At 61.8% G+C, this 10,862-nt stretch carries 13 protein-coding genes and 1 pseudogene; 7 read left to right on the top strand and 7 right to left on the bottom strand.

Annotation, left to right across the window (positions count from 1 at the left end):
* Both QT222_RS20705 and QT222_RS20700 read left to right on the top strand, forming a co-directional pair.
* On the top strand, positions 1-932 hold a 932-nt coding region (locus QT222_RS20705), incomplete at its 5' end, for an FKBP-type peptidyl-prolyl cis-trans isomerase (RefSeq protein WP_491478248.1).
* A gap of 69 nt (positions 933-1,001) precedes the next feature.
* Positions 1,002-1,268, top strand: a complete 267-nt coding sequence (locus tag QT222_RS20700) for a DUF8049 family protein (protein WP_491478247.1) — start codon at positions 1,002-1,004, stop codon at positions 1,266-1,268.
* A 61-nt stretch (positions 1,269-1,329) separates the two neighbouring features.
* Here QT222_RS20700 and QT222_RS20695 read toward each other — a convergent pair whose 3' ends face one another.
* The 5 genes from QT222_RS20695 to QT222_RS20675 all read right to left on the bottom strand — a co-directional run bounded on the left by QT222_RS20695 (position 1,330) and on the right by QT222_RS20675 (position 4,244).
* Positions 1,330-1,953 (bottom strand): RAD55 family ATPase, encoded by a 624-nt coding sequence (locus QT222_RS20695; protein ID WP_004056679.1) that lies wholly within the window; start codon positions 1,951-1,953, stop codon positions 1,330-1,332.
* A 26-nt stretch (positions 1,954-1,979) separates the two neighbouring features.
* On the bottom strand, positions 1,980-2,597 hold the full coding sequence (locus QT222_RS20690) for a MinD/ParA family ATP-binding protein (RefSeq protein WP_004056680.1): 618 nt from the start codon (positions 2,595-2,597) through the stop codon (positions 1,980-1,982).
* 159 nt (positions 2,598-2,756) lie between these two features.
* On the bottom strand, positions 2,757-3,131 hold the full coding sequence (locus QT222_RS20685) for a YlbF/YmcA family competence regulator (RefSeq protein WP_004056681.1): 375 nt from the start codon (positions 3,129-3,131) through the stop codon (positions 2,757-2,759).
* A gap of 81 nt (positions 3,132-3,212) precedes the next feature.
* Positions 3,213-3,866, bottom strand: a complete 654-nt coding sequence (locus QT222_RS20680) for an alpha/beta hydrolase (RefSeq protein ID WP_491478246.1) — start codon at positions 3,864-3,866, stop codon at positions 3,213-3,215.
* A 102-nt stretch (positions 3,867-3,968) separates the two neighbouring features.
* The gene (locus QT222_RS20675; RefSeq protein ID WP_491478245.1) at positions 3,969-4,244 is read right to left on the bottom strand and encodes a hypothetical protein; all 276 of its coding nucleotides are present in this window, start codon (positions 4,242-4,244) and stop codon (positions 3,969-3,971) included.
* Between the two features lie 214 nt (positions 4,245-4,458).
* Between QT222_RS20675 and dph2 the strand changes: the two genes are divergently transcribed.
* From dph2 to QT222_RS20660, 3 genes are all read left to right on the top strand, one after another.
* Positions 4,459-5,493, top strand: coding sequence for a diphthamide biosynthesis enzyme Dph2 (gene dph2 / locus QT222_RS20670; protein ID WP_014732352.1), 1,035 nt, complete (start codon positions 4,459-4,461; stop codon positions 5,491-5,493).
* A 103-nt stretch (positions 5,494-5,596) separates the two neighbouring features.
* On the top strand, positions 5,597-6,163 hold the full coding sequence (locus QT222_RS20665; RefSeq protein ID WP_491478244.1) for a DUF8173 domain-containing protein: 567 nt from the start codon (positions 5,597-5,599) through the stop codon (positions 6,161-6,163).
* A gap of 80 nt (positions 6,164-6,243) precedes the next feature.
* Positions 6,244-7,824 (top strand): hypothetical protein, encoded by a 1,581-nt coding sequence (locus QT222_RS20660; RefSeq protein WP_491478243.1) that lies wholly within the window; start codon positions 6,244-6,246, stop codon positions 7,822-7,824.
* Here QT222_RS20660 and QT222_RS20655 read toward each other — a convergent pair whose 3' ends face one another.
* Positions 7,825-8,274 carry a TIGR00725 family protein gene (locus QT222_RS20655; protein ID WP_491478242.1) on the bottom strand — a complete coding sequence of 150 codons (450 nt, stop codon included), beginning with the start codon at positions 8,272-8,274 and terminating at the stop codon, positions 7,825-7,827.
* A gap of 123 nt (positions 8,275-8,397) precedes the next feature.
* Positions 8,398-8,520, bottom strand: coding sequence for a hypothetical protein (locus tag QT222_RS20650; protein WP_274520004.1), 123 nt, complete (start codon positions 8,518-8,520; stop codon positions 8,398-8,400).
* A gap of 186 nt (positions 8,521-8,706) precedes the next feature.
* Between QT222_RS20650 and QT222_RS20645 the strand changes: the two genes are divergently transcribed.
* Both QT222_RS20645 and QT222_RS20640 read left to right on the top strand, forming a co-directional pair.
* A complete protein-coding gene (locus QT222_RS20645) occupies positions 8,707-9,540 on the top strand; it encodes an MBL fold metallo-hydrolase (protein ID WP_491478241.1) in 834 nt (277 codons plus the stop codon).
* Positions 9,541-9,750: 210 nt separating this feature from the next.
* Positions 9,751-10,862: pseudogene (locus QT222_RS20640) on the top strand (hypothetical protein); the annotation flags it as partial.

Genomic DNA, 10,862 nt, shown 5'->3' with positions numbered 1-10,862 from the left:
GTGACGAACAACAGGCGGAGGCCGAGCAGGTCGATGAAGAGGTCGAGTCCGGTATTCAGGACGGCGACTTCGTTCGCCTCGCGTACACGGTTCGGACGGTTGAAGACGGCGACGTCGTCGACACCACGAGTGAAGAAGTGGCCGAAGAGGCCGAAATCGACGTCGAGGGCTACGAATTCGAGCCTCGCGTCGTTATCGTTGGTGCCGGTCACGTCTTCCCCGAGGTCGACGACGCCCTGACGGGTGCCGAAGTCGGTGACGAGGGTGAAGTCGATATCCCGGCCGCCGACGCCTTCGGCGAGTACGACGAGGACGAGGTGCGCACGGTCAGCGCCAACAAGATCGACGAGGACGACCGCTACCCCGGTGCGCAGGTCACCATCGACGGCGAGCAGGGTCGCCTCGAGACCATCATCGGCGGCCGCGCCCGCGTCAACTTCAACCACCCCCTCGCGGGCAAGGACCTCGAATACGAGTACGAGGTTCTCGACCTTGTCGACGACCGCGAAGAGCAGGCCTCCGGCCTGCTCGGCATGTACCTCCAGCAGGCTCCTGAGGTCTGGGTCCAGACCGACGAAGTCGAAGAAGAGCAGGTTGTCGAGTCCGACGACGAGGAAGACGAAGACGCCGAACCCGAGACGGAGACCGTCACCGTCGAGAAGGACACGCTCTACATCGAGGCGACGCCGCAGATGACGATGAACCAGCAGTGGATGTTCTCGAAGCAGCAGATTGCGCAGGACATCATGCAGCGTCTCGACATCGACCGCGTCATCGTCCAGGAAACCATCGAAGGCGGCATGGGCGGCATGGGCGGTCTCGGTGGTATGATGGGCGGCGCAGGCGGCGCTGACATCGAAGAGGCAATCGAGGACGTCGACATCGACGCCGACGAACTCGCCGCAGAACTCGACGACGCGGACGAAGAGTAAGCGAGCATCCCCGCCGCTCCTCGTGAATCGGCGGCTTCTTGATACTCGCCTTCCGACCGCTTCGTAGCTATGGCTTCGCCAGACGACGCCGCGACGCACGACCTCCGTGACTTCACCGACGTGAAAGTCGCACTCGTCGCCGGTCTCTGTACCGTCGTATTGACGCTGGCACTCAAATACGGTGCTAGCGTCGAAGTTTCGCTTGTCTACCGTCTCTCTCCGCTCGCTCCGTACTTCGCGTACGTCTTTAGCCGTGGCGCGGCGCTCTCGGCGCGCGTATGGATGGCACTCATCGCAGTCGTCACGCTCGGCACGTTCGGATTCTTCGCGTTCTGAATCGCCGGGTGACTATCGGCGTCGCCAGCCAATCGTCGGCCCAGCGGTTTCGTCCTCCTATTCAGGCAATGTCACGGCTGGTATCGACCGAAACCCGCTCTGCGAGTCGAAGTTTGATGGTCTCGTCGAGCGCCCGACCGCCGCGGAATTTTGGAACCGCAAGCCGATTTTCTATCTCCGAGCCGTCGATGTTCGTGTCGAGGTCGAACACGATATCGGCCATGTGCTCCGTCAGGTCGCGGTTATCGGGTACTGTCTCGCCTTTGAGACCGTGGAGAATGGTGAGTCCACGCGTATTGACCATATGCGTCTGGAGGACGTTGAGGAATTTTCGGTAGCGCGGCCCCTCGTTTCGTTCGAGAATATCGACCACGTCGATGATGAGGTTCGCCCTCTCTGGGAGGTCGCGCACGAGTTTGTTCGCCGTGTCGAGCGGTGCATCACCGCCCACATTACGGATAGTCGGGTTTCCCGTCGGGCCGGGGCATCGCTCGAGTGCATCCTCGACGGCGACTTCGGAGCGCAGAGTCGTAAGCCACAGCGTCCCACGGGTGGTCGTCAGTTCGTACAAGAAGAGTTCGGACTGGCTGGCCGGGTCGGCCGTGAGGAGGACGATGCTCCCCGCCGGAATCCCACCGTCGAGTTGACGGTCGAGAATATCGATACCGGTCGCCAGTCGAGACATGCCCGTGGCTAAGACATTCACTCATATTACTTCTTCCCCGAAATATTGTCTACAATCCGACGATAGGCGGACTGAACTGTCGGTTGAGTGAGCACTGGAGACGCTTCGTCCGGGACCGTTCCCAGCATCGGCGCGCCGATGAGGTCGCTCACTGCCTCCGGGGCTACTCGCGCGCGCGTGACCACACATCCGACGACTGGTGTTCCGAGCGTGCGCGCCATCGCCGCCGTCTTGGCCGCGTCGCGGAGCGCCGGTGCACACAACGACGTGACGACGATGACGCCGTCGGCGACGCGGAGCGGTGTTGCGGCGTCGGGTCCCGCTCCGGCTGGACAGTCGACGACCGTGGTTCGGTCGTCTGCTGCGACCGACTCCAGCCATCGCTCGAAGGCATCGTCGTCGGTTCCGCTCGGGGCCGGAAGTACCGAGACTGTCGGGTCAGTCGGGTGCGGGTGAACGTCCGGTTCGAGAACGACACCGCTTGTCTCTGCCTTGTTTCGGCGTTCGACTCCGGCCATGGTGTGCAGGTTCGGCATGTCCCTGTCGGCGTCGACCGCGAGAACGGGACCGTCGAGCGCACTCGCCAGTCCGAGTGTCGTGGTGGTCTTGCCGCTGCCGCCCTTACCGCCCGCGATTGCCAACATAGTCCGGGATGGTCCCGGTTTGGTATTTGAATCTACGGCGAACGCGGTGTGGTCTGGAGAACACGAAGTACAGAACGGCGAAGCTGAGGTAAGATGGCGAAACTACGGTGCGGAGAACCGAGGAACGAAGGGTCGGCTGCGCCGAGACGACAGTCCCTATCAGTCGTGACAGCAACCGCCGGCTTCGCCGCCGAAATCGACCGAAAGCGGCTCGGAGATAGCCTCGTTCACCTTTTCCAACTCGCCGACCAGTTCGGCCTGCGCGAGGAGATACTCCTCCATCACGGGTTTGGAGTGGAGTTCCTCTTGGGCGGCTTGGACCTTCTGGAGGCCCTCCTGTGTTGCCTCACCCATCTGACGGGCCACGTTGAACTCCTCGCGGAGTCGATTGAACTCGGTGATGAGTTCTTGTACCTCGTCGTCGGCTTCGACGGCCGCCTTCGCCTCCTCGTACGCTTCGTACTTCGGATGGTCGGCGATGGCTTCGCCGAGTTCGCGCCCGAGTTCTTCGAGCCGCGTCGTCTGCGTGCTCATAGTCGCGGATTAGGCGTCAAACGGTTTCAACCTGCCGAAGGGCGAAGTGCGCGGGTTGCTGAAGGGCGAAGTACACGGGTTTCAGACCTGTGTTTCCACGAATGAAACGACGTCGGCCAACTCGTCTGGTCCGATACCGTGGGGGACTTGATACACGTTCGAAGTCACGTCCGCGCCGAGTTCGCGAAGTCGGTCGGCGGCGCGTTCTGCCCGTGATGCCGGGATGATTTGGTCTATCTCGCCCGCGCCGATGAAGACAGGCTTCCCGGAAACTCCATCCGGGTCGAGGTCGGCGTGCGACTCGGCCAGATAGCCGTGGAGAGCAACGACCCATGCGTAGTCGTCGGGGTCGTCGAGCAGGAGCGAGAGACTGGCGATGGCCCCCTGACTGAACCCGAGCAGACCGATTCGTTCGGGGTCGAGGTCGTACTCGGCGATAGCCCCCTCGATGGACTCGCGTACGAGTTCGCGCGACCGCTCGAACTGTTCGGCGTGGGGCTGACTCTGGTGAAGCCCGCCCGCGGAGAGGTCGAGGTCGTACCACGTGTACCCTCCTTGTAGCTCGTCGGGAGCGCGGAGACTCACGACGTGAAGGGTGTCGGGAAATCGCCGTGAAATCTGGAGTAAATCCTGTTCGTTCGACCCGCGACCGTGGAGCAACACGACCGCAGGCCCCGGCCCATCACCCGGCTCCGACGGTTCGACGTGAACGTGTTCGAGTGGAATCTCAGTCATGAATGGGAGTAAGCCGTCGTTCGGCTTCAACCCCCGAGTGGCGGGCGTGTAACCGGGTGACACCGGTCTAATCCCGCCCGTTAGGTGGTTCCTACTCAGGAATTAATCTCGAATGCGAACGCCGAGAGTTGCTCCGCATCCTTCACACATCCAGAGGTCGTTCGACTTCCGTCCGACCATGACGCTGCGCTTCTCCATCGAGGTTATTTCGGGGACCGTCTCACCGCGTTCGAGGTCGTCCACACCCTCGATGGGTTTTCCGCAGGCCGGACATTCGGTTAGTGGCTCGCCACTGGTCGCTTCGTGGATATGTTCAGTGTCGATGGATTCGTGGCTGTGCTCGGTGCTATCTTCATGTTCATTGGTGTCGTGTGACATATATTTTGATATGTTACCATATCGGTAATCACCTCCGGGGGGTGACGAGACGATTGCACGAGCGTGTGGAGTACGTCGGTTACGTTCGGAGCGTGTCGGCTCAGCCGACCCCGCGGTCACGACATTTCGATGAAACCCGTCTGTGTGCGGGTGTGTGACGCTCAATCGTGGGAAAACACCGTCGTTAAACCGCTTCGTCCGTTAGGGGGCTTCAATGAGTCAGGACGCCTCCTCGGAGGGAGACCTTCGAAATACCGGGATGTCGCTCAAGCACGACCGGGAGTGGGACTACGAACTCGAACGCATCGTCGAAGCTATCGAAGAACGAGACGCCAAGCGCGTCGGTCTGCAGTTCCCCGAAGGACTGAAGCGCCGCGGCCCGGCGGTCGCCGACGACCTCCGACAGCTCTGTGACGACGACGTGACGTTCATGCTCTCGGGACAGCCGTGTTACGGCGCGTGCGACCTTGACACCTACCTCATGCGCCGAACCGACGTGTTCGCCCACTTCGGCCACTCGCCGATGAAGGAGTCTGACAAGATTATCTACGTCCCGCTTTTCTCCAACGTCGACCCGTTCCCCATCATGGAGGACGCCCTCGACGAACTCGAAGGCGACGAGGTCGGTCTCGTCACCACGGCCCAGCATATGAACCGGTTCGAGGACATGTGCGACTGGCTCGAAGAGCGCGGCTACACCGTCCAGACCCGCAAGGGCGACGACCGCCTCACCTACGAAGGACAGGTGCTCGGCTGCAACTACGCTTCTGCGGACATCCCCGCGGACAACGTGCTCTACGTCGGCGGCGGCAAGTTCCACCCGCTCGGCCTCGCCATGGAGCACCCCGAAAAGAACGTCGTCATCGCCGACCCCGTGAACAATGTCGTCACTATCGCCGACACGCGGAAGTTCATGAAGCAGCGCTACGCCTCGGTTCACAAGGCGATGGACGCCGAAAAGTGGGGCGTCATCTTCTGCACCAAAATCGGTCAGGGTCGCATGGAAATCGCTGAGAAGATTCTCGAAGACAACGAAAACGCCTATCTCATTACCATGGACGAGGTGACGCCGGACCGCCTGCGTAACTTCGACATGGACGCGTTCGTCAACACGGGGTGCCCGCGCATCACGACCGACGACGGCCCGCGCTTCCACAAGCCGATGCTCACGCCGCAGGAGTACCGTATCGCCGTCGGCGACGAACCTCTCGACTCGCTCGAGTTCGACACCTTCCACGGTACGTGGTAAGCTAACTGGCGTCTCTCGCTCCGGGACTCCGTTCTGACTTCTCTCTCGTTTTCAAGACGTATCAAACAGAATACCTATGCCGTCGGCCCGTTCACGGTCATTCATGGTCCCTCCACGAAAATCACTTCCAACCCTCCTGAGCCTCCTCGGCGTTCTCGCGCTCGCGGGGACGGCCGCCGCACAGAACTTCGGGTCTACACCAGAAATCTCACCGATGGCCCGTGCTGGTGTCAACTTCGCCATCAATCTCGTCGTCGGTGGGATTCTCGTCGCCGCCGCCCCCGAGTACACCCGCGGCTCGATAGCTGAAGTCCGGAGCGCTCCCGGTCGGTCGATTGCCTGGGGTTTCGGTATCCTTGTCGCAGTGGTGATTGGAATTATTGCGAGCTCCTTAATCCCGCTTCTCGGCATCCTCCTCGTGCTGCTGGAGTCTCTGGCATTCGTGATCTTAATCGTTGTCGGCAGTGCCGTTGCAACTGTCTTGTTCGGGTCTATCGTCGTGACTCCGGTTACGGGGCGTTCTCCATCGCTCGGCGTGGCGCTCGTCGTCGGCGCAGTTGGAACCGCGTTCCTCTCGATTATTCCTGTTTTCGGTGCGCTCGTCCTGTTCATTGTTAACCTACTCGGACTCGGTGTCGTCGGTCGTAACGCGTATCTATCCCTGTCCTGACACCAAAAACTAATTTTTGCCACGACAGCCGGGGAAATCACCACAACATTCAGGGTACCGGTAGCGAATGAGACAGATAGATGCCGACGACCCACCTTTCCGTCCTTGGACTCGACGTCCAGCGGGTCGTCACCCCGCTCGAAGCCGGCGACTTCGACGCCGACCGGGTTCGTCTGGTCCGTGACGAGGCCGACCCCGAGCAGGGTCGCGACCCGGACGACTGTGCAGCTGGTGCTCCGCGGACCAGTGCACACGTCGCCAAGACAGTTATCGAGCAACTCTCTCGGCGTCACGACGCCACCGTCGACGAAACACGACTTCCGTTCGATGCGCCGTTCACAGAGTTGTACGCCGCAACGACCAGCCTGTTGCGCGAGACGACCACTGATAGCAACGTTCACGTGAACCTCGCCAGCGCACCACCACAGGTCGCCGCTGCGTTCTACGCCGCGCGAACCGCCCTCGTCGACGGCGGCGAGGTTGACCGCGCGACTATCACTATCCTGACCGTCCCGGCCACAGACCGCCGCGACCTCGCCGCTATTTCGGACCTCCGCGGTCTCGTCGGGGAAGCGGAGACCGCTGCTTCGGCACTGTCCGAATTTCAGCGTGTCGCCGACGGTCCGGCGGCTGCGGCCGTCGCCCAACCGCTTCGTATCGCACTGTCCGACCTTCGCCACGCGCTTGCCGAGGCGAGCGGTGAGTCTCGCGGGCAGCGTCAGAGCCGACCCGCACGCGTTTCGAGTTCGAGGGATGGCTCCCCGCTCGGTGCCATGACTTCCTACGTCGGCCGCGCCCGAGAACAACTCGTGGACCTCGTTGAAACCGACCAACCGCATCCTGACCCGTCCGACACGCGCGACCCGAATGCGGTTCTCGACGCTCTCGAATCGTGGCTCGACACCGAGACGAAACTGCTCTCACCGGTCGAAGACGACCCACACGAACTGCTCGCTCGCTTCCGAACGAGTTGTGAGGCCCGCTTCGGGAAGTTCGAAGACGAGGCGACTATCTCGCTTTTCGACTCGCTCGACCGATTCGAAGCGCACCTCGACGCGTATCTCGACGCGCGGATGCACCTCTCGTCCGCCGCGGAACCGGTTTCGGAGACGACGGACGAACTCGTTCGCCGAGCCGACGAGGTGAGAACCCGACTCGCCGAAATCGACGAAAACGGACTTGTGGGCGGGGACTCGACGCTGACGCTCGAAAGCCACACGCTCTCACCGCTCGGAGACCTCGAAGCGACCGTGCTTCACGTGTTGGCGACCGGCCCGCCACGGTCGCGCCCCCGAACCCGACGTGCGGTTGCCGCGAATCTCCGCGAGCGCGCTGAACACCACGGTATCGTCGCTGGCGCACGGGACGAAGACTCGTGGTCGTCGTTCGAATCGTTCTGTGTGCGCATCGCTCGGAATAGCGAAGAAGGCGACCGATTCGAAAAACGATTGTCGAACGCGCTGCGCCCGCGTCTCGATGTTGCTGTCGAGGCACTCTGTGCGAACGGCTATGTTCGTACGCGCGAGCGGCGGAACGGTCGAGATGCGCTCGAACCGTCCGATGCGGGGCAACTCTGGGGCGAGACTACCGACTGGGAATCCTTCTGTGAGACCGTCGTCGACGACGTACTCCGCGACTGCGTCGAGCGCGACCTCGACTGACTACGCTTCGCGTTCGATAAACTCGACCGCCTCTTCCGGGGTTTCACACGACTTGAACCCGCCGAGCGCCCCGACCTGCTGTGTTTTGAGACCGGCGATTGGTCGGTCGAACACACTCCCGTAACCAATCTCTGAGAGCGTTCCGCCCGCCCCGTCGATGGCGATGACTGCATCGCCGTTCATCGCGACGAGCGCGTTTCTCGCGTGTCCGAGACCGGTCACGATAGGCAGGTCGACGAACTCGTTGGCCTCGTCTCGGTCCTCACCCGGCAGGATTCCGATAGTCGTCCCGCCGGCGTCTTTCGCACCGCGACACGCAGCCTCCATCACGCCACCGAGTCCGCCGCAAACGACGGTGTGGCCGCGCTGTGCGAGGAGTCGGCCGACGTCTTCTGCGAGGGACTCTATCGGCGTGGGAACGGTGCTCCCGCCGATAACACTCACGCGCACGGATTCGCCCTCTCGCGCGAAGACTTCATTTCGAAGCGTATCACAGGAGGTAGCTCTGCTCCATCGCGTATAAAATCGAGGGCGATTCGACTGGGACGGTCGAAGTCGACGGAAAAACTCGCGTTAGTAATCGTCTGTTCGCTGTGCGTCGTCGTCGAGGGGGGAAACCGGCTCCCACGTGGAACACGCACGCATCGTCTGGGCCATCGACGAGAAATCTGCCGTCTGCTTATGAGCGCCTGACATGATGTCTCCAACGACGGGTGCATCCACTAAATAGTTTGCCGGGGTAGAACCATATGCTACTAATATATGGCGGTAGTCTATTGTGACATAGGTTGTCAGTAATTGGTAATCGGAGACGCGGTTTCGTCCTGTTTTTCTATCGCCGAGAACGCAACGCTTAGTCTCCCGGCACAAGGAGTCGTCTCTATGACAGTCAGCGACTGGAGTGACTGGCTCCCGCGGGCGGTCGAATCGGCCGACCCCGAGACGGTTGCCATCTGGTATCTGGGTTGCAACGGCTTCGTACTCAAGGGAAGTGAGGGAACGACGGTCTTTATCGACCCCTACGTCGGACTCGGCGACCCGCCGCGGACGGTCCGCATGGTTCCGGTTCCGTTCGACCCCGAGGACGTGACCGAGGCCGATGCGGTCCTCGCCACGCACGAACACACCGACCACGTCCACGGCCCGAGTCAAGCGCCAATCCTCGAAAACACGGGCGCGAGGTTCGTCGCCCCCGATGACTCACTTTCGGTCGCCTACGACGACGAGGCGTGGCTGGACGATTACGACCTCTCTGAAGACCAGTTCGAGGAGGTTACGGAGGGCGACACTATCGAAATCGGCGAGTTTACGGTTCACGTCGAACCCGCCTACGACCCCGATGCGACCCATCCCGTCTCGTACGTCTTCGAACACGAGTCCGGGACGTTCTTCCACGGTGGCGACACCAAGCCGTCCGACAAATTCGTCGACCTCGGCGACCGCTACGACATCGACCTCGGTGTCCTCGCATTCGGTACCATCGCCAACATTGCGGACAAACAGACCGGCGAACCCGTTCGGACGAAGTGGTACAACGACGAAAATCAGGTTATCGAGGCCGCGAACGACCTCGACATCGACCGACTACTTCCCTCGCACTGGGATATGTGGAAGGGCATGACCTCGGACCCGAAGGTGCTGCACCACCACGCAAAGAGCTTCGATGCGCCACGTTCACTCGAACTCGTCGAAATCGGCGACCGCGTCGACCTGTAAACTACGCTACCCGCCCTGTCTACCCGCTACTGCTTTCTTTTTATTCGGTTCCAGCGCCGACTTGTTCTCACATCGTCGTCACCTACTTTCACGCTGACTGTTCTCGCTCGCAGACAGTCGCATATTCGAGACCGACGAATCGGCAGACAGCGGCGACTTGGGTTGCCTCTCCCCGGTTGTTTTATAATGTATGTCGGGAAAGTGGCGGCCATGAGTCGCGAGTCCGAAGGGGTTACATCAGTCTCGGACGGCGAAGTTACGGTCCAAAAGACCTTCGCCGCCGACGAGTTTCCCGTTCCTGCAATCAAGTTCGTAATCAACTCGTCGCGAGACGAACCGACCCGCATCCGAGTTATCGACCGAATCCCGGAGTCGTTCCCGATGGAGAGCGTGGGTTTCCACCCCGAATTCGAGAGCGACAACTGGACCGCTTACAAGGACCACCGCGTCGAGTACGAGCGGACGCTCGAACCCGGCGAAGAACTCGTCACGGTCTACGGTATCCGAATCACCGACGGCCACGACCGAACCGACTTCCTCGAAGAGCCGACGCTCGAACGGATTCCGGTCGACGGCGGTATCGACCCCGAAGACATCGACGACATCCTTGGGGAGGACCGCAGTCAATTGGTGCGCGACGTGCTCGCCGGAAACCGCGCGCCGCTTCAGGCCGACGAGGAAACGGACGATGATGAGGGGGAAATCATCGACCAACACGCCGACGCGGACGACGAGGTGGCTGCCGAAGCTCAGTCGACCGACGAGACACCAACCGGGAACGCTCCGGTTGGCGATTCCCCGACCGGCGACGCCCGAGTTGGCGACACGCCGACCGACGACGACCTCGCTGCGGCTTTCGGGGCAGACGATGAAACCGCTGCCGACGCAGGTAACGACGCTGTCGGCGCCGACGACACTATCTCCCAGCCGTCACCCGACGCGGAGATTCTCGACGATGGAGCGGTATCCGACGAACCCGGTCCCCGAGCGGTTTCCGACGACACGTCACCGGCAGTGACCGCCCACCTCGAAGAACCCGACGTTGCCAGCGACGCGGACGCTGAAGTAGACGCCGCAAACGCTGCGGATGAAGACGCTACCCAAGACGTTACGGCGACTGACGATGCGGTGACAGCCGACGCCGCCACAACGACAGCCGACGCCGCCACGGCGACTGACACCGACACTACAACCACCGCTGCCGGCGCAGGCTCGGCACCTGCAGCCGCTGAGGGCGGACTCGTCTCCGCACTCGCAGCCGAGATTCGCAGTGGCTCGGCGGACGAGTCGGACCTCGAGGTTCCGCGTGAGGCCGGCGACGC

The sequence above is a fragment of the Haloferax sp. s1 genome (assembly GCF_058382125.1).
Note: the sequence above shows the minus strand (reverse complement) of the source record. Positions and strands in the feature narration are given on the sequence as shown.

Excerpts from the sequence above, each read along its gene's own strand:
- QT222_RS20650 (WP_274520004.1), bottom strand. The coding sequence starts at position 8,520 with ATGTCAGGCGCTCATAAGCAGACGGCAGATTTCTCGTCGATGGCCCAG.
- QT222_RS20680 (WP_491478246.1), bottom strand. The coding sequence starts at position 3,866 with ATGACTGAGATTCCACTCGAACACGTTCACGTCGAACCGTCGGAGCCG.
- QT222_RS20685 (WP_004056681.1), bottom strand. The coding sequence starts at position 3,131 with ATGAGCACGCAGACGACGCGGCTCGAAGAACTCGGGCGCGAACTCGGC.
- QT222_RS20660 (WP_491478243.1), top strand. The coding sequence starts at position 6,244 with ATGCCGACGACCCACCTTTCCGTCCTTGGACTCGACGTCCAGCGGGTC.
- QT222_RS20700 (WP_491478247.1), top strand. The coding sequence starts at position 1,002 with ATGGCTTCGCCAGACGACGCCGCGACGCACGACCTCCGTGACTTCACC.
- QT222_RS20675 (WP_491478245.1), bottom strand. The coding sequence starts at position 4,244 with ATGTCACACGACACCAATGAACATGAAGATAGCACCGAGCACAGCCAC.
- QT222_RS20645 (WP_491478241.1), top strand. The coding sequence starts at position 8,707 with ATGACAGTCAGCGACTGGAGTGACTGGCTCCCGCGGGCGGTCGAATCG.
- QT222_RS20690 (WP_004056680.1), bottom strand. The coding sequence starts at position 2,597 with ATGTTGGCAATCGCGGGCGGTAAGGGCGGCAGCGGCAAGACCACCACG.
- dph2 (WP_014732352.1), top strand. The coding sequence starts at position 4,459 with ATGAGTCAGGACGCCTCCTCGGAGGGAGACCTTCGAAATACCGGGATG.
- QT222_RS20695 (WP_004056679.1), bottom strand. The coding sequence starts at position 1,953 with ATGTCTCGACTGGCGACCGGTATCGATATTCTCGACCGTCAACTCGAC.
- QT222_RS20665 (WP_491478244.1), top strand. The coding sequence starts at position 5,597 with ATGGTCCCTCCACGAAAATCACTTCCAACCCTCCTGAGCCTCCTCGGC.